Source organism: Arthrobacter sp. SD1074B (genome assembly GCF_056780195.1).
The window spans coordinates 1905999-1923944 of record NZ_JBRAZT010000001.1; the positions used below are offsets into that span (position 1 = coordinate 1905999).

General features: G+C 68.5%; 16 protein-coding genes. 7 read left to right on the plus strand and 9 right to left on the minus strand.

All coding sequences use genetic code 11. The features are described from left to right. Positions 1 to 54 precede the first annotated feature (54 nt). The 3 genes from tpiA to ACUYM2_RS08825 all read left to right on the plus strand — a co-directional run bounded on the left by tpiA (position 55) and on the right by ACUYM2_RS08825 (position 1687). Positions 55 to 870, plus strand: a complete 816-nt coding sequence (gene tpiA, locus ACUYM2_RS08815; protein ID WP_481599733.1) for a triose-phosphate isomerase — start codon at positions 55 to 57, stop codon at positions 868 to 870. 49 nt (positions 871 to 919) lie between these two features. Next, on the plus strand, positions 920 to 1177 hold the full coding sequence (gene secG / locus ACUYM2_RS08820) for a preprotein translocase subunit SecG (RefSeq protein WP_175323316.1): 258 nt from the start codon (positions 920 to 922) through the stop codon (positions 1175 to 1177). Positions 1178 to 1294: 117 nt separating this feature from the next. After that, positions 1295 to 1687: an RNA polymerase-binding protein RbpA gene (locus ACUYM2_RS08825; protein ID WP_481599734.1), complete on the plus strand. Its 393-nt coding sequence runs from the start codon at positions 1295 to 1297 to the stop codon at positions 1685 to 1687. On the opposite strand, the gene pgl is transcribed toward ACUYM2_RS08825, so the two are convergent. From pgl to tkt, 6 genes are all read right to left on the minus strand, one after another. Continuing rightward, on the minus strand, positions 1640 to 2458 hold the full coding sequence (gene pgl, locus ACUYM2_RS08830) for a 6-phosphogluconolactonase (RefSeq protein WP_481599735.1): 819 nt from the start codon (positions 2456 to 2458) through the stop codon (positions 1640 to 1642). The two genes, ACUYM2_RS08825 and pgl, sit on opposite strands and share 48 nt — an antisense overlap. Further along, positions 2448 to 3389, minus strand: a complete 942-nt coding sequence (locus ACUYM2_RS08835) for a glucose-6-phosphate dehydrogenase assembly protein OpcA (protein WP_481599736.1) — start codon at positions 3387 to 3389, stop codon at positions 2448 to 2450. Before ACUYM2_RS08835 ends, pgl begins: the two co-directional genes overlap by 11 nt. Continuing rightward, entirely contained in the window at positions 3386 to 4948 is a 1563-nt protein-coding gene (zwf, locus tag ACUYM2_RS08840; protein WP_481599737.1) for a glucose-6-phosphate dehydrogenase, read from the minus strand. Before zwf ends, ACUYM2_RS08835 begins: the two co-directional genes overlap by 4 nt. A 15-nt stretch (positions 4949 to 4963) precedes the next feature. After that, positions 4964 to 6613, minus strand: a complete 1650-nt coding sequence (locus ACUYM2_RS08845; RefSeq protein ID WP_481599738.1) for a glucose-6-phosphate isomerase — start codon at positions 6611 to 6613, stop codon at positions 4964 to 4966. Positions 6614 to 6619: 6 nt separating this feature from the next. Then, entirely contained in the window at positions 6620 to 7738 is a 1119-nt protein-coding gene (gene tal / locus ACUYM2_RS08850) for a transaldolase (RefSeq protein ID WP_481599739.1), read from the minus strand. Positions 7739 to 7809: 71 nt separating this feature from the next. Then, positions 7810 to 9927, minus strand: coding sequence for a transketolase (gene tkt, locus ACUYM2_RS08855; RefSeq protein WP_481601448.1), 2118 nt, complete (start codon positions 9925 to 9927; stop codon positions 7810 to 7812). Positions 9928 to 10443: 516 nt separating this feature from the next. Here tkt and ACUYM2_RS08860 point away from each other — a divergent pair. Next, entirely contained in the window at positions 10444 to 11406 is a 963-nt protein-coding gene (locus ACUYM2_RS08860) for a heme o synthase (protein ID WP_481599740.1), read from the plus strand. Between the two features lie 117 nt (positions 11407 to 11523). On the opposite strand, the gene ACUYM2_RS08865 is transcribed toward ACUYM2_RS08860, so the two are convergent. Genes ACUYM2_RS08865 through ACUYM2_RS08875 form a run of 3 tightly spaced genes read right to left on the minus strand, consistent with a single transcriptional unit; the run spans position 11524 to position 14223 of the window. After that, positions 11524 to 12468, minus strand: coding sequence for a COX15/CtaA family protein (locus ACUYM2_RS08865; RefSeq protein WP_481599741.1), 945 nt, complete (start codon positions 12466 to 12468; stop codon positions 11524 to 11526). 7 nt (positions 12469 to 12475) lie between these two features. Next, positions 12476 to 13261: an ABC transporter permease gene (locus tag ACUYM2_RS08870; protein WP_481599742.1), complete on the minus strand. Its 786-nt coding sequence runs from the start codon at positions 13259 to 13261 to the stop codon at positions 12476 to 12478. Further along, entirely contained in the window at positions 13258 to 14223 is a 966-nt protein-coding gene (locus tag ACUYM2_RS08875) for an ABC transporter ATP-binding protein (RefSeq protein ID WP_481599743.1), read from the minus strand. Before ACUYM2_RS08875 ends, ACUYM2_RS08870 begins: the two co-directional genes overlap by 4 nt. Positions 14224 to 14429: 206 nt before the next feature. Between ACUYM2_RS08875 and ACUYM2_RS08880 the strand changes: the two genes are divergently transcribed. From ACUYM2_RS08880 to sufD, 3 genes are read left to right on the plus strand one after another with little or no spacing between them, the layout of a single operon-like run. After that, entirely contained in the window at positions 14430 to 15191 is a 762-nt protein-coding gene (locus tag ACUYM2_RS08880; protein ID WP_481601449.1) for a helix-turn-helix transcriptional regulator, read from the plus strand. Continuing rightward, a complete protein-coding gene (sufB, locus tag ACUYM2_RS08885) occupies positions 15191 to 16654 on the plus strand; it encodes a Fe-S cluster assembly protein SufB (RefSeq protein WP_479780112.1) in 1464 nt (487 codons plus the stop codon). The genes ACUYM2_RS08880 and sufB overlap by 1 nt, the downstream gene beginning before the upstream one ends. After that, complete coding sequence (gene sufD / locus ACUYM2_RS08890) at positions 16654 to 17940, plus strand: Fe-S cluster assembly protein SufD (RefSeq protein ID WP_481599744.1); 1287 nt, start codon at positions 16654 to 16656, stop codon at positions 17938 to 17940. The genes sufB and sufD overlap by 1 nt, the downstream gene beginning before the upstream one ends. The last annotated feature ends 6 nt before the right edge of the window (positions 17941 to 17946 follow it).

Below are 17946 nucleotides of genomic sequence, written 5' to 3' on the forward strand. Positions count from 1 at the left end.
GCAAGGCGGGGACCCGGCCGGCTCTTTCACTGCTACGAATCTTTTGGAGATCACGTGACAACGTCAACCAACGGCAAGTTCGACCGCAAGCCCTTCATCGCGGGCAACTGGAAGATGAACATGGACCATGTCCAGGGCATCACCCTCCTGCAGAAGCTGGCCTGGACCCTGTCCGACGCCAAGCACGACTACAGCCGGGTGGAGGTCGCCGTGTTCCCGCCGTTCACCGGCCTCCGTGGCGTGCAGACCCTCGTCCAAGGCGACGAACTGGACGTCGTGTACGGCGGCCAGGACCTGTCCCAGTTCGACTCCGGCGCGTACACCGGGGACATCTCCGGGCAGTTCCTCGCCAAGCTCGGCTGCCGCTACGTCCTGGTGGGCCACAGCGAACGCCGAACCATCCACCACGAGTCCGACGAGGTCCTCAACGCCAAGACCAAAGCGGCTTTCCGCCACGGCATCACCCCGGTGCTCTGCGTCGGGGAGGGCCTTGAAGTCCGCCAGGCCGGCACGCACGTCGAGCACACGCTGGCCCAGCTGCGGGCCGGCGTCGATGGCCTCAGCGCGGAGCAGGCCGCCGAGCTCGTAGTCGCCTACGAGCCCGTCTGGGCCATCGGCACCGGCGAGGTGGCCGGACCGGAGGACGCCCAGGAAATGTGCGCCGCAATCCGCGCCGAGCTGTCCACACTCTTCGACGCCCCGGTCGCCGCGAAGACCCGCCTGCTCTACGGCGGCTCGGTGAAGGCCAACAACGCCGCCTCCATCCTGAAGGAACGCGACGTGGACGGGCTGCTGGTCGGCGGCGCCAGCCTGGACGCCGCCGAGTTTGCTAATATTGTCAGGTTCGAGAGTCACCTGCTGACGGATTAGTCCGGACAAGCTGTTGGCCCCCGCAATCCCCATCTTCTGAAAGGCCGTCGTGGACGTTCTTCATGTCATTCTGCAGGTGCTCCTGGGCATCACCAGCCTCCTGCTGACTTTGCTCATCCTGCTTCACAAAGGGCGTGGCGGCGGTCTGTCCGACATGTTCGGCGGCGGCATGAGCTCCGGCCTTAGCTCCTCGGGCGTGGCGGAGCGGAACCTGAACCGTTTCACGGTCATCCTCGGAGTCACCTGGGGTGTTGTCATCATTGCCCTCGGCCTGCTGATGCGCTTCAGCACCGGCGCCGACTCCTAATACCCGCTTTCGCACAACTTCATAAGGGGCCTTACGGCCCTCCCGGCATCGGGAACTCCCGGACTACACTGTCGCTGGCAAGCACCAATCCACCAGCTGAGTAGCCAGGAGTTCCCGATGCTGCATTCTGCCTCCGGATTCAGGGGCATCCGCGTGGGTGCCATCGCCGGAGCCCCGGCCCGCCACGAACCGCTCGACGGCGGAGCGGGCCAACCCCGGATCTGCGTCACCTACCGGTGCGCCAAGGGCCACGAGACATCGCTGGTGTTCGCCAAGCTTCCGGAGGAGCAGATCCCCGGGGTGTGGGACTGCCGCCGCTGCGGCGCCCCGGCCACCCGCGACGAGGCCCGCTTCGCGCTGGAGGACGAAGCCGCCGAGGGGTACAAAAGCCACCTCGAATACGTTAAAGAGCGGCGCTCCAGCCAGGACGCCGAAGACGTGCTGGCCGGAGCGCTGGAAAAACTACGCGCCCGACGCGCCTTTCCGGACAAGCTGCTCGGGGACGCGTGAGGCCGCGTCCTCGTCAATCAGCCACAGCGTTTGGAGGCGACCGCGCGGCCCCGCCGCCGGCACCTGCACGGGGTTGGCGCCGGCGAGGGCCAGGCCCACCGCACCGGCCTTGTCATCGCCGGCCACCACCATCCACACCTCGTTCGCGGTGTTGATGGTGGGCAGCGTGAGCGAGAGCCGGGCCGGCGGCGGCTTGGGGGAGTTACGGACACCGACGACGGTCAGTTCCTTCTCCCGGATGCCTGCCTGCTCCGGGAACAGCGAGGCCACGTGGGCGTCGGGGCCGACGCCCAGCAGCACGATGTCCAGCCGCGGCAGGCTGCCGGGCTCCTCCGGGCGGTCATCGGACATGTCGGCGGCGTGCTCGGCTGCCGCAGCCTCGGCGAGCCGCCGGGCATAGTCGGCGGCGGCCTCCTCGGGGGTGCCGAAGTCGTCCGTGGAGCCGGGCACGTGGACGCGGGCCGGGTCCACCTCGATGTGCGAAAGCAGGGCCTCGTGAGCCTGGCGGGCGTTCCGGTCGGCGTCATCGCCGCCGACGAAGCGTTCATCCCCCCACCAAAAGTTCACCTTGGACCAGTCCACCGCCGGCGCGGCCGGTGACTCCGCAACCGCCTTGAGCGAGCCGATACCCATCGTGCCGCCGGTCAGCACCACCGTCGCCTCGCCGTGTTTGTCCTGGATGTCGACGAGCTTGGTGATCAGGCGCGCCGCGATAGCGGCCATCAGGACAGTCGAGTCAGGATGGATGCTTACTCTGGGATCAGCGCTCACTGGGACGGACACTCCTTAGGTTGGTACGGGGCAGTCCCATAGTAATCACTTCGCCGAAGACTTCGTCCGGGTCCAGGCGGCGGAGCTCCTCTGCCAGGCAGTCCTTGAGGCTGCGGCGCGGCAACGAAATCCGCTGCGCCGGCTGGCCGGGCTGGGTCAGTTCCGCCACGGTGAGCCCGGGCCTGAACAGCTGCACGTCACCTGCCGTGCGGGTCAACCGCACCCGCCGGATCCCGGTGCCGGCCGGGTCGGCGACAATGGTCACCGGAGCGTCCAGCGCCAGCGTCAACCATGCCGCCAGCAGCATGGTGCTGGGGGAGTCCGAGGCGCCCTCGACGGCGACCGCGGTGACCGGCGAGGAGTCCACCTGGTCCAGGACTGCCGCCAGCTGGATGCGCCAGTTGGTCAGGCGGGTCCAGGCCAGGTCGGTATCGCCGGCCTTGTACGTGCTGCGGAGATTCTCCAGGGCCGCCAGCGGATCCGACTCGTTCGCGGAATCCGTGATCCGGCGGTGCGCGATCCGGCCGATCGACGTCTCGCAGGCGTTCCGCGGCGCGCCGTGCGGCCACCAGGCCACGATGGGGGCATCCGGGAGGAGCAGGGCGGCCACGAGGGATTCGCTTTCCTCCGCGAGTTCGCCATAGCCGCGGAGCAGGATGACCTCGGAAGCGCCGGCGTCGCCGCCCACCCGGATCTGGGCGTCCAGCCGGGTCGGAGCCGAGGCGCCGGCGTCGGCCAGGACGATGATCCGGCACGGGTGCTCCCGGCTGGCCTCGTTGGCGGCCTCGATGGCTTCCTCCTCGAGGCCCGACTTGGTCACCACCACCAGGGTCAGCACGCGGCCGAGGGCGATCACGCCGCCCTGTTCGCGCAGCGCCATGATCTTCTTGGAGATCTTGGAGGTTGTTGTATCGGGAAGATCTACAATCATGGCCTTCTCCAGGTCCGTCCGTCGCGGGCGAGCAGTTCATCTGCGGAGGCGGGACCCCAGCTTCCCGGGGCGTAGGGCTCCGGCTGTTCCTTCAGGCCGGCCCAGAAATCCTCGAACGGGTCCAGGATCTTCCAGGACAGTTCCACTTCCTGGTGCCGCGGGAACAGGGGCGGCTCGCCCAGCAGCACGTCCAGGATGAGCCGTTCGTACGCCTCCGGGCTGGACTCCGTGAACGAGTGGCCGTACCCGAAGTCCATCGTGACGTCGCGGACTTCCATCTGGGTGCCGGGGACCTTGGAACCGAAACGGATCGTGGCGCCCTCGTCGGGCTGCACCCGGATCACGACGGCGTTTTGGCCGAAGTCGTCTTCCCCGTGGTCGCGGAACAGCAGGTTGGGCGCGCGCTTGAACACGACCGCGATCTCCGTCACCCGGCGTCCCAGCCGCTTCCCGGCCCGCAGGTAGAACGGCACTCCGCTCCAGCGCCGGGTGTTGATATCCACCCGGATCGCCGCGAACGTCTCGGTGGTGGAGTCGGCGGGGATGCCTTCCTCCTCGAGATAGCCCAGGACCTGTTCGCCGCCCTGCCAGCCGCCGGCGAACTGGCCGCGCGCCGAGTGCGTGGAAAGGTCGTCCGGCAGCCGCACGGCTGCGAGGACTTTTTCCTTCTCGGCGCGCAGGTCGTCCGCGTTGAAGGAGATAGGTTCCTCCATGGCGGTCAGGGCCAGCAGCTGCAGCAGGTGGTTCTGGATCACGTCGCGGGCCGCACCCACGCCGTCGTAGTAACCGGCGCGGCCGCCCGTCCCGATGTCCTCAGCCATGGTGATCTGGACGTGGTCAACGTAGTTGGCGTTCCACAACGGTTCGAACAGCTGGTTCGCGAAGCGCAGCGCCAGGATGTTCTGGACCGTCTCCTTGCCGAGGTAGTGGTCGATCCGGAAGACCGCGTCCGGCGGGAAGACGGACTCCACAATGTCGTTGAGCTGCCGGGCCGACTCAAGGTCGTGCCCGAACGGCTTCTCGATCACGACGCGCCGCCACTTGTCGCCTTCGGCCTGGGCAAGCCCGTGCTTGGAGAGCTGCCGGCAGACCAGTTCGAAGGCCTTCGGCGGGATGGACAGGTAGAAGGCGTGGTTGCCGCGCGTGCCGCGCTGCTCGTCCAACTCGTCGATTGTTTCGCTGAGCCGCTCAAAGGCGTCGTCGTCGTCGAACTCGCCCTGCACGAAGCGGATGCCCTCGGCGAGCTGCTTCCAGACCGTCTCGTCGAACGGCGTGCGGGCGTAGCTCTTGACCGATTCCTTCACCTCGGCGGCGAAGTCCTCGTTCTCCCACTGCCGCCGGGCGAATCCCACAAGGGCGAAGCTCGGCGGCAGCAGCCCACGGTTGGCGAGGTCGTAGACGGCCGGCATAAGTTTCTTGCGGGCGAGGTCACCGGTGACGCCGAAGAGTACCAGGGATGAGGGGCCGGCGATGCGGTTCAGGCGGCGGTCCCGCGGGTCCCGGAGCGGATTGCGCCCCCGGCCCGCGGGCTTCGGGCCGCCGTTTTGCGAGAGTGGCATGGTTGCTGTGGTGCCTTAGCTTTCGGTAGAGGACGCTGGGCGGTCGGCAGACGGCGTGCCGGCCAGCGAGGAGACGAGCTGCTGCAGCTGGCGGACGCCGGCGGCACGGTCCGTGAGGTGGAGCCGAAGCACGGGCCGGCCGTGTTGGCCGAGGACCTGGGCGTCGCCGGCGGCCTGGGCGGAGATCAGCTCGCCGAAGGTAAACGGACGGTCCGGGATGGCGAGGTCCGTTGCGGACGCCGCCGTGACCTGCAGGAACACGCCGATCGCCGGTCCGCCCTTGTGGAACTGGCCCGTGGAGTGGAGGAACCTTGGACCCCAGCCGAAGGTGACGGGGCGGCCGCTCAGAGCTGCCAGTTCATCGCGGATGCCTTCGAGCGGCGCGTAGTTGAGCCGGTCGAAGTAGGCCTGGACGCTGAGGTAGCCGTCCGTGCCGAGCTGGCCCAGCAGCGCGCTGACCGCTTCGGCCGCGGTGCCGGCCTGGCCCAGCCAATCCCCGCCGCGGATCTCGATGGCGCCGTCGGTGAAGTTTGCCGGCGTCGGTTCCGGCTGCGCATCCAACAGACCTCGGGCGGCCACCTTGGCGGCCTCGACGTCGGGCTGGTCGAAGGGGTTGATGCCGAGCAGCCGCCCCGCGACGGCGGTGGCGAACTCCCAGGTCATCATCTGCGCGGCGAGGCCGCCGGCGATCGCGGCCTCGTTGGCGCCGAGTTCGACGTCGGCGTCCGCGGCGACCAGCCGGATCACCAGCACATCCGCGGCGCCGGCCTTCACCTCGGGCGCGTCCGGGCCGGCGACTACCGGCAGCACGCCGGTGCCGAGCTTGCCGGTGGACTCGGCGATGAGCTGTTCGGCCCAGTCGGCGAACCCGGCGATCCCCGAACCGTCCTCGGCGATGACGATCTTGTCGCGCAGCGGGTTGGTGCCGCCCAGCGCGGCGCCGAGGGCGAGTCCGATGTTCTCTTCGCTGTCGTCGTTGAGGATTTCGGCGGTTTCCTCGGCCTCGTCCAGGAAGGCCTGGATGTCCACGCCGGCCAGCCCGCACGGCACCAGCCCGAAGGCGGTGAGCGCCGAATAGCGGCCGCCAACGTTCGGGTCGGCATTGAAGACCGCCCGGTAGCCGGCTTCCCGTGCGGACTTGTCCAGCGGCGAGCCCGGGTCCGTGACGATGATGATCCGGCTCTTCGCGTCCAGCCCGGCTTCGGTGAAAGCGTGCTCGAAGACGCGGCGCTGCGAGTCGGTCTCCAGGGTCGAACCCGACTTGGAGGAGACCACGATGGCGGTCTCCGCCAGCCGGTCCGCCAGGGCGGCGGCAACCTGCTCGGGGTCGGTGCTGTCCAGCACCGTCAGCTCGACGCCGGCGGTTCCGGCGATAACCTCGGGGGCGAGGGAGGAACCGCCCATGCCGCACAGGACGATCCGGCCCACGCCCTCGGCGCGGAGCGCGTCGCGGAGCGCCAGGATGTCCGCCACCAGCGGCTGGGAGATGGTGGCGGCCTCCACCCATCCGAGCCGGACCGCGGCCTCGGCTTCGGCGTCGGGGCCCCACAGGGTGGCGTCCTTGGCGAAGATCCGGGTGGCGACCCGTTCCTCCAGCAGCGCGGGCAGGTGCTGTTCATGGGCCTGGCGGGCAGCGCCCGCGGCGTCGTAGCTGAGAGTGGTCATGGGGGACTACGCGTCCTTCCGTGCAGCGGCGAGGGCGCCCTCGACGTCGGCCAGCAGTTCCTTCCAGCTTGCCACAAACTTGTCGAGGCCCTCCGACTCAAGCACGGCGACGACTTCGTTGTAGGAGATGCCGAGGGCATCAAGCGCGTTCAGGGTCGCGTTGGCGTCGTCGTAGCCTCGGGTGACCGTGTCGCCGGTGATGGCGCCGTGGTCGTAGGTGGCGTCCAGGGTCTTTTCCGGCATGGTGTTGACCACGCCGGGGGCGACGAGTTCGGTCACGTAGAGGGTGTCCGGGTAGGCCGGATCCTTGACGCCGGTGGAGGCCCAGAGCGGCCGCTGCGGACGCGCGCCGGCTTCGGCGAGCAGGGCCCAGCGCTCGGTGGAGAAGAGCTCCTCGTAGACCTGGTAGGCCAGGCGGGCGTTGGCGAGTCCGGCCTTGCCCTTGAGCGCCCTGGCTTCCGGCGTGCCGATCGCGTCGAGGCGCTTGTCGATTTCGGTGTCCACGCGGGAGACGAAGAACGACGCGACGGAGTGGATCTTGGACAGGTCGTGGCCGTTTTCCTTGGCCTGCTCGAGTCCGCTCTGGAAGGCGTTGATCACGGCGCGGTAGCGCTCGAGCGAGAAGATCAGGGTCACGTTCACGCTGATGCCGCTGGCCAGCGTGGCGGTGATCGCCTCGAGGCCTTCGAGCGTGGCGGGGATCTTGATCAGGACGTTGTCCTTGTTGACCTGGCCGTAGAGTTCCTTGGCCTCGGTGATGGTGCCGGCGGTGTCCCAGGCAAGGCGGGGATCCACCTCGATCGAGACGCGGCCGTCGACGCCGTTCGTCGCGGCGGCGACGGGGGCGAACAGGTCGCAGGCGTCGGCGACGTCGGTGGTGGTGATGGCGAAGATGGTTTCCTCGACGCTGGCTCCGGCGGCTGCCATCTCTTTGATTTTGCCGTCGTAGTCGGTGCCGGCGGTGATCGCCGCGTGGAAGATGCTCGGGTTGGTGGTGACACCAACGACGTTCTTCTCTTCGATCAGCTTGCGCAGCGTGCCGGTGGCGAGGCGGCCGCGGGAGAGGTCATCGAGCCAGATGGAAACGCCGGCGTCGGACAACTGCTGGGTGGGGGTGGTGTTCATGTGTAACTCCTGAAGTCTGGGGCCGCCGCCGGCGTCGTGCGGGCGGCGGCCCGGAAAGCGTGAAGTTGGGCTTAGGCGGTGAGGCCCGCGAGGGATTCCTTCGCGGCGGCGGTCACAGCCTCGGCGGTGATGCCGAATTCCTGGAACAGGCGCTTGTAGTCGGCGGAGGCGCCGAAGTGCTCCAGGCTGATGGAACGGCCGGCGTCGCCGACAAATTCCCTCCAGCCCAGCGCGAGGCCGGCTTCAACGGAGACGCGTGCCTTGACGGAGGCGGGAAGCACGGCCTCGCGGTAGGCGGCGTCCTGCTTGTTGAACCATTCCACGCACGGCATGGACACGACCCGGGTGGGGATGCCCTCGGCCTGCAACGATTCGCGGGCCTCCACGGCCAGCTGGACCTCGGAGCCGGTGGCGATCAGGATGACCTGCGCCCCGGTGGTCCGGCCGTCGGCTGAGGCTTCGGCCAGCACGTAGCCGCCCTTGGCAACCCCCGCGGTCGAGGCGAACGTGTCCGCCTCGGCGTCGCCGGTGCCGCGGGCGTAGGTGGGGATGTTCTGCCGGGTCAGCACAATGCCGGCCGGGTTGCCGTGGTTCTCCAGCATGACCTTCCAGGCGGCGGCGACCTCGTTCGCATCTCCCGGGCGGACAACATCCAGGCCCGGGACCGCGCGGAGTGAGGCGAGCTGCTCAACCGGCTGGTGGGTCGGGCCGTCCTCGCCGAGGCCGATCGAGTCGTGCGTCCAGACATACAGCGACGGGACACCCATCAGGGCGCCAAGCCGGATCGCCGGGCGCTGGTAGTCGGAGAAGATCAGGAACGTGCCGGAGAACGCGCGGGTCGGGCCGGCCAGGCTGATCCCGTTCACGATCGACGCGGCGGCGTGTTCGCGGATGCCGAAGTGCAGCACCCGGCCGTAGGGGTTGCCCTTCCACGCCTCGGTCTGCCGGGAGGCCGGGATGAACGAGGGCGAGCCTTCGATGGTGGTGTTGTTCGACTCGGCGAGGTCCGCGGAGCCACCCCACAGTTCGGGCAGGACCGGACCGATCGCGTTCAGGACCTTGCCGGACGCGGCGCGGGTGGAGACGTCCTTGCCGGCTTCGAAAACCGGCAACGCGGCGTCGAGTTCGGCAGGGAGCTTGCGGGCTTCGACACGCTCGAGCAGTGCGGCGGCGTCCGGGTTGGCGGACTGCCACGCCTCGAAGGAGTCCTGCCACGAGCTCCGGGCAGCGGCGCCGCGGGCCTGCACCTCGCGGGTGTGGGCCAGGACCTCGTCGTCAACCTGGAAAGTGCGCTCCGGATCGAAGCCGAGGACCTTCTTCAGGCCGGCGACTTCCTCCGCGCCCAGGGCCGAGCCGTGGATCTTGCCGGTGTTCTGCTTCTTCGGCGCGGGCCAGCCGATGATGGTCCGCAGCGAGATGATCGAGGGTTTGCCCGTTTCGGCCTTCGCCGCGAGCAGGGCGGCGTGGAGTTCCGCCACGTCCTCCTTGTACTCGCCGGTCCGGGTCCAGTCGACCCGCTGGGTGTGCCAGCCGTAGGCCTCGTAGCGCGCCAGGACGTCCTCGGTGAACGCGACGTCGGTGTCGTCCTCGATGCTGATGTGGTTCTCGTCGTAGATCACCACGAGGTTGCCCAGCTCCTGGTGCCCGGCGAGCGAGGAGGCCTCGGAGGTTACGCCTTCCTGCAGGTCGCCGTCGGAAGCGATCACCCAGACGGTGTGGTCGAACGGGCTGGTGCCGGCGGGAGCGTCGGCGTCAAACAGTCCGCGCATCCGGCGCTGGGAGTAGGCGAAGCCGACGGCGGACGCAAGGCCCTGGCCGAGCGGGCCGGTGGTGATCTCCACGCCGGCGGTGTGCTTGTACTCCGGGTGTCCCGGGGTCAGCGAACCCCAGGTCCGCAGCGCCTCCAGGTCCTTCAGCTCCAGGCCGTAACCGGAGAGGAACAGCTGGATGTACAGCGTCAGGGACGTGTGGCCCGGGGACAGGATGAACTTGTCACGGCCCAGCCAGTCCGGGTTCGCCGGATCGTGCCGCATCAGTTTCTGGAAGAGCAGGTACGCGGCCGGCGCCAGGCTCATCGCCGTGCCGGGGTGGCCGTTGCCGACCTTCTCCACCGCATCCGCCGCGAGCACCCGGACGGTATCCACGGCGCGCTGGTCCAGATCGGTCCATGACAGTTCTTGCTCTTCCAAATGTGGCACGAAAACCGGGCCCCTCTCTGTGCTGACGGCCGGCGGTACGCGTTCCCTCCGGGCGGATTCCCTCGGGGAGCTTTACCGCGGTGGCACAGGTCGGTGCCCGCTGCGGTTCGTACCAGCCGTTCACCATCGAAACGTTGATCTATCATTCAGTCGCATGCGCAGGGGCAGGGAGCGCCGTTGGGGGCGTCCGCCGGTGCGTGCTGATCTGTCAGACAGCTTAGCCCCATTCCCCCTGCCGGGCAGCGTGCATCTCACGAATTGGACCGGATTTCGGCTTATGTGAATCACCGCGCGCCGCTGCGGCGGTGAGGCGGCGTTAACCTGGCGGAATTCCGGGCGCCCGCCGCGGGACCCGGACGCCGGTGCTGCCACGGTATGATGGTGCGTGGCTACCAACGGGGGAGAGGACATGCCTGTGCGCCGCGCGTGGACCCCCTCCGAAAGCAGTGCGGCGGATTTTGCACGCACTGCGACGACCAGCCGGACTGAACAGCCAGACAGAACAGAGTGACTGCCACCGTGAGCACAACAGATACGCCGCTTAATGCCGCCCAGGCCCCAGGCCGGATCGGCTTCGCCCGCAAAGCCAAGGCCTACCTCGCGCTCACGAAACCCCGGGTGATCGAACTGCTGCTGGTCAGCACCCTGCCCACCATGATCTACGCCGAGCGGGGCTTTCCCTCCCTTGGCCTGATCCTGGCGACGCTCGTGGGCGGCGCCTTCGCCGCCGGCAGCGCGGGCTCCTTCAACTGCTACATCGACCGGGACATCGACAAGCTCATGCACCGGACGGAGAACCGGCCGCTGGTCACGGGCGAGGTGACGCCACGTGAAGCGCTGGCGTTCTCCTGGCTCCTCGGCGCGGCCGCGATCGCGATCCTCTGGTTCGGCGCCAACCCGCTCTCGGCCTGGCTGGGACTCGGCGCCATCGTTTTCTACGTGGTGATCTACACGATGATCCTCAAGCGCCGCACCGCGCAGAACATCGTCTGGGGCGGTGCCGCCGGCTGCTTCCCGGTACTGATCGCTTGGGCCGCCGTGACCAACACGGTGGAATGGCCCGCCGTCGTCCTCTTCATGGTGATCTTCCTCTGGACCCCGCCGCACTACTGGCCGCTGTCCATGCGCTACGGCGAGGACTACCGCAACGCCAACGTGCCGATGCTCGGCGCCATCGCCGGCGCCAAGGTCGTGTCCGTGCAGGTCGTCCTGTACGCCTGGGCCATGGTCGCGTGCTCATTGCTGCTGATCCCGGTCGGCGGGGCCGGCTGGGTCTACACCGGCACCGCCGTCGCCGCGGGTGCCTGGTTCCTGTACGAAGCGCACGCCCTCTACAACCGGGCCCAGGGCGGCGACGTGTCCAACAAGGGCGCCATGAAGGTCTTCCACGGCTCCATCAGCTACCTCACCCTGCTCTTCCTCGCGCTGGCCGTCGACCCGTTCATCGGGTCCGCCCTCGTCGGCGGCTAAGCCGGCCCCGAAACAAACAACGCGCCGGTCACCTGCCGCCCGTTCCGGTCCTCCGGAGGGGCGCCAGGTGACCGGCGCGTTCTGTTTTCTACGGCCGCTGACGGCCTGCGGTAGGGGCTACTTCAGCGGGCTGCTGCGCGCAAGGTCCGCAGCGTTGGTGGACGCGCTCATCAGCAGCGCCGCGCCGAGCATGTGCGCGCCGACAAGCAGGGCAGGGATGCCGTTGTAGTACTGCGTGAAGCCGATCGCAGCCTGCAGCACGGTGACACCCGGCAGCAGGAACACGGCGGTGCGGAAGGGGCCGGTGATGCGGCCGCGGAGCACCAGGAACACGCCGAACAAGGCCCCAGCGGTGACGAGGTAGGCCGGAACGGCGTGGATGTGCGAGAAGAGGTCCCAGTCCAGGTTGTTGCGCGGGGCGTTCGCGTCGCCGGCGTGCGGGCCCGCCCCGGTCACCACGACGCCGAGGCAGACGGCGACGGCGGAGAACACCGCGACGGCGGACAGCACCGGCCGCGCGGCGCCCGGCAGTGCCGGGAGCTCGCGGGTGCGGAACGTACCGGTCCTGCCATAGGCGCGGTTGACGAGCAGCGTGGCGAGGACCACAAGGGCCATGGAGACCAGGAAGTGCAGGCCAACCACCCACGGGTTCAGCCGGGTCAGGACGGTCACGCCGCCGATGACGGCCTGGGCCGGGATGCTGGCCAGCAGGCCGAGCGCCAGCAGGAACAGGTCCCGGCGTTCGCGGCGCAGGTTCCACAGGTACACCAGCATCATGACGGCGACGGCGGCGAGCGCGAAGGTCAGGAGCCGGTTGCCGAACTCGATGATGCCGTGGATACCCATCTCCGGCGTGTTGACAAGCGAATTGTCGGTACAACGGGGCCACGTGGGGCAGCCGAGGCCGGAGGCGGTAAGGCGGACGGCGCCGCCGGTGACCACCAGCACGGTCTGGCCAACCAGGGACAGCACGGCCAGCCGGCGGACCGTCTTGTCGACGGTGCCGGGCAGTCGGGAGGAAATCCGGGACACGATCCGGGAAGGGCGGGACGCCGTACTCACAGTTTTCTCAATTCCACTTGAACCAACGGGTTGCTGCGGCGCCGGCGATCGCCGTCCAGAGCAGCAGGACAAACACGGCGGCCAGGTTGACGCTGCCGTGCAGGAAAGCATCCCGCAGCGCCTGGCCCAGCGCGCCGGAGGGAAGGAAATGGACTATTGCCTGGGCGAGGGCTGGGAGGCGTTCGGCCGGAATGACGATGCCGCCGAGCGCACCGAGCAGGATCCACAGTAGGTTGGTGATCGCCAGCGTGGCCTCCGGACGCACCGTGCCGGCGACCAGCAGGCCGAGGGCGGTGAACGCCGCGGCGCCGAGCACCAACAGCGCCAGCCCGGGGAGGATGCCCGGCGCCAAAGGCCGCCAGCCCAGCGGCAGGGCGACGGCTGTGACCACCAGCACCTGCAAGAGCAGTACCGCGAGCACCGCCAGCACCTTGCCCAGGATCAGCCCGGCCCGGCCCAGCGGGGTGGTGGAAAGGAAGCGCAGCACACCGTACCGGCGGTCGAATCCGGTGGAGATGCCCTGCCCGGTGAAGGCCGTGGACATGGCGCACAGGGCCAGGATGCCCGGCACCGCCACGTTGACCCGGCTGGAACCGAGGCCGTCCAGCAGGGGCGTGACGGTCAGCCCGACCAGGGCCAGCAGCGGCAGGATGATCGCGAGGATCAGCTGCTCGCCGTTGCGGAGCATGGTGACAGTCTCGTACCTGCCCTGCAGCAGGATCCGGCGGACCAGGGTAGCGGGCGCACTGCCCAGCGGTGTGCCGGCTGTTGCGCCGGCGGGCGCGGAGCTCATCGGATGTCCCTTCCGGAGATGTCGAGGAAAACGTCCTCAAGGCTGCGGGCGGCCAGGCTCATGGAGGCGGGCATGATGCCCCGCTCGGCCCACCAGGCGGTGACGGCGGCGAGATCGGCGGGGGTCAGCGCGCCGGTGGCGCTGTAGCTGCCGGCGCGCGTCTCACGGACGTCGACGTCGGCCGGCAGGACGCCCGCCAGGTCCAGTCCGGGCGGCGCCTCGAAGAGCAGCGTCCGGATATGCTGTTCGCCGTCAGTGGCCAGTTCGTGCTTCAGCAACTGCGCGACGGTGCCCTCGGCGACGTTTCGGCCGGCGTCGATGATGTAGACGTAGTCGGCCAGGCGCTGCGCGTCGTCCATCAGGTGCGTGGTGAGGATGATGCCCATGCCGCGGTCCCGCAGTTCGCCGATCAGCTCGAAGACCAATTGGCGGGACTGCGGGTCCAGGCCGGCGCTCGGCTCGTCGAGGAAGAGCACCTCGGGACGGCCCACCAGGGCCGCGGCAAGGGCAAGCCGCTGCTTCTGGCCGCCGGAGAGGCGCCGCACGGAAGTGCGGCTGAACGCGTCGATGCCCAGCCGCTCAACGAGCTCATCCACCGGCCAAGGATCCTGGTACATGCCGGCGACGTGCCTGAGCAGCGGGATGGGCCGGGCCGACGGCGGCAGCCCGCCGTCCTGGAGCATCACGCCGACGCGGGCGCGCAGGTCCGCGCCGGCCGTGTCCGGGTCCCGGCCGAGCAGGCTGATGCTTCCGCCGGTGCGTTTCTGCAGGCCCTGGGCGCATTCGATGGTGGTGGTCTTGCCGGCACCGTTGGCGCCCAGCAGGGCGGTCACCTGGCCGCGTTCGGCCACGAGCGAGAGGCCGCTGACCACCCGCAGCATTTTGCCGTCAAGGCTGGGCAGGGGACCTACATCCTTGATGAGCCCGCTGATGGCCAGGGCGGGGGATTCTGGAGATCGCACCAAAGCATTCTACGCGATGTAGTAAGCCCGGGCCTGATCCCGGGCGGTCCCAGCAAAGCCATGCCTTACTGGATCGGGGGACTAAATTACGACATGATTGTGTTGTGTATTCCATGAGCCCAACTACCTCCGCCGTGCCTGCCGTGCGCGCGGGGTCGCGTGAGCCTGCCGAGCCCGCTGCAGGGCCCGTTGCAGTGCCGGCTGCCATGCCGTCGGCGCATGCCGCCGACGCCGAGGAACGCACCCGGGACCGTGTGCTGGGCGCAGTGCTCGAACACGGCCCGATCAGCGCCGCCGAGCTCGGCGAGCTGCTGGGATTCACCCCCGCTGCGGTCCGCCGCCACCTGGACCACCTGTCACGCCACGGCGTGATCGAGGTCAAACGGGCCGCCCGCGCCGGCGCCGGTGCCGGCCGCCCGGCCCGCCGCTACGTACTCAGTTCGCAGGGCCAGTCCACGCTCGGGAACGACTACCTCGATATCGCCAGTTCCGCCCTGCGGCGCCTCGGCGAAACGGCGGGTTCCGACGCGGTGCGGGAGTTCGCCGTCGAGCGGTTCGCCGACATGGAACGCCGCTATGCGCCAGAAATCGAGCGGGCGGGGACCGACATCACCGCCCGCGCCCAGGCACTGTCCGAGGCGTTGAGCCGCGACGGGTTTGTCGCCTCGGCGCAGTCGATCGAGGCCAAGGCCCCGCTCCCGGCGGCCCTCTCCAGCGTCCAGCTGTGCCAGGGGCACTGCCCCATCCAGCAGCTCGCCGCCCAGTTCCCCGTGTTCTGCGAGGTGGAGACCGAACTGTTCTCCCGGCTGGTCGGCGTCGATGTGCGCAGGCTCTCCACGCTCGCGCGCGGCGGCCACGTCTGCACCACCCACATACCTACGGGCCGTCCGGCCGCCGGCGGGGCTACCAGCCCCGCGGGCCCGGGCAACCCGGACGAAGTATCCAACCATCTGCAAGAAAGGCCGTGATGACGGACCAACTATCAGAGAAGAAGGTTGCTGAATCCACTGTGATCTCGGAGATTCTGGAAAAGAATCCCGAGCTCCACGGAATCGGCACCTACGAATACGGCTGGGCCGACAAGAACGACGTCGGCGCGAACGCCCGCCGTGGTATCAATGAGGACGTCGTGCGTGACATCTCGGCCAAGAAGAACGAGCCGGAGTGGATGCTCGACCTCCGCCTCAAGGGCCTGAAGTACTTCGACCGCAAGCCCATGCCCACGTGGGGCGCGGACCTGTCCGGCATCGACTTCGACAACATCAAGTACTTCGTGCGCTCCACCGAAAAGCAGGCCGCCACCTGGGAGGACCTGCCCGAGGACATCCGCAACACCTACGAGAAGCTGGGCATCCCGGAAGCCGAGCGCAGCCGCCTCGTCTCCGGCGTCGCCGCCCAGTACGAGTCCGAGGTTGTCTACCACCAGATCCGCGAGGACCTGGAAGCCCAGGGCGTCATCTTCCTGGACACGGACACCGCGCTGCGGGAGCACCCGGAGATCTTCCAGGAGTACTTCGGCACCATCATCCCGGTGGGCGACAACAAGTTCGCCTCGCTGAACACGGCCGTGTGGTCCGGCGGGTCCTTCGTGTACGTGCCCAAGGGCGTCCACGTGGACATTCCCCTGCAGGCCTACTTCCGCATAAACACGGAAAACATGGGCCAGTTCGAGCGGACCCTGATCATCGCGGATGAGGACTCCTACGTCCACTACATCGAGGGCTGCACCGCCCCGATCTACACCTCGGACTCGCTGCACTCCGCCGTGGTGGAGATCATCGTGAAGAAGGGCGCCCGCGTCCGCTACACGACCATCCAGAACTGGTCCAACAACGTGTACAACCTGGTCACCAAGCGCGCCATCTGCGAAGAGGGCGCCACGATGGAGTGGATCGATGGCAACATCGGTTCCAAGGTCACCATGAAGTACCCGGCCGTTTACCTCGTCGGTGAGGGCGCGAAGGGCGAGACCCTCTCGATCGCGTTCGCCGGCGAAGGCCAGCACCAGGACACCGGGTCGAAGATGGTGCACATCGCCCCGAACACGAAGAGCTCGATCATCTCCAAGTCCGTGGCCCGCGGCGGCGGCCGTGCCGCCTACCGCGGCCTGGTCCAGGTCCGCGAAGGCGCCAAGCACTCCGCCAACACGGTCCGCTGTGACGCGCTGCTGGTGGACACCATCAGCCGCTCGGACACCTACCCGTACATCGACATCCGCGAGGACGACGTCACCATGGGGCACGAGGCCACGGTCTCGCGCGTCAGCGAAGAGCAGCTGTTCTACCTGATGTCCCGCGGGATGCGCGAAGACGAGGCCATGGCAATGATCGTGCGCGGCTTCATCGAGCCGATCGCCCGTGAACTGCCGATGGAATACGCCCTCGAGCTGAACCGCCTGATTGAACTGCAGATGGAAGGATCGGTCGGTTAATGACTGACATCACTACTGAAAAGGCCCGCATCGGCGCGCCCTCATCCCAGCCGTTCATTGACGGTTTCACCGAGGAAGGCGAAAGCCTCTCGCCGCTGAACACCGCCGAGTCGAAGGCCCCGCTGGCCGGCGAAGCCGTCAAGGCGCACTCGCACGGCGGCGGCGTCGGCGTGCCGGACAGCTCGCGCGCCGGCCGCCTGACCTCCTACCAGCTGGCGGACTTCAAGCCGCTGACCGGCATGGAGGAAGACTGGCGGTTCACCCCGCTCAAGCGCCTCCGCGGCCTGCACACCGAGGTCCTCAGCGGTGCCGCACCGTCCGTGGCCGTCACCGGCCCGGAGAGCGTCCGGGTTGAGACCGTGGGACGCGACGATGCCCGCATCGGCTCCGCAGCGATCCCGGAAGACCGGGTTTCGGCCAACGCCTGGGAGAACTTCACCGAGGCCACCGTCATCACGGTGCCCGCCGAAGTCCAGGCCGTGGGCGAGGTCAGCGTGGTCCTGACCGGCCAGGGCGACGCGGCCTCCGCGCAGCACATCGTGATCATCGCGGAGAAGTTCTCCAAGGCCGTTGTTGTACTGGACCACCAGGGCAGCGCCGTCGTCTCGGAAAACGTCGAAATCCTGGTTGAAGACGGCGCGCAGCTTACCGTCATCTCGCTGCAGGAATGGAACGACGACGCCGTGCACGCGTCCTCCCAGCAGGCAAAGCTGGGCCGCGACGCCAAGTTCAAGCACATCGTCGTCAGCCTCGGCGGCGACCTCGTCCGTGTGACGCCGTCGGCCCGCTTCACCGCGCCCGGCGCGGAAGCCGAACTGTTCGGCCTGTACTTCGCCGACGCCGGCCAGCACCTCGAGCAGCGCCTGTTCGTGGACCACGCGGTTCCCAACTGCAAGTCCAACGTGCTCTACAAGGGCGCCCTGCAGGGCCGGAACGCGCACACCGTCTGGGTGGGTGACGTCCTGATCCGCAAGGAAGCCGAAGGCACCGACACCTACGAGGCCAACCGCAACCTGGTCCTCACCGACGGCGCCCGCGCGGATTCCGTGCCCAACCTCGAGATCGAGACCGGCCTGATCGCCGGCGCCGGCCACGCCAGCGCCACCGGCCGCTTCGACGACGAGCACCTGTTCTACCTGATGGCCCGCGGCATTCCGGAAAAGGTGGCCCGCCGGCTCGTGGTCCGTGGATTCCTGAACGAGATCATCCAGCAGATCAAGGTTCCAGTCATTGAAGATCGCCTCACGGCCGCCGTCGAGCGCGAGCTCGCCGCCACGGACCACTAGAGAAGC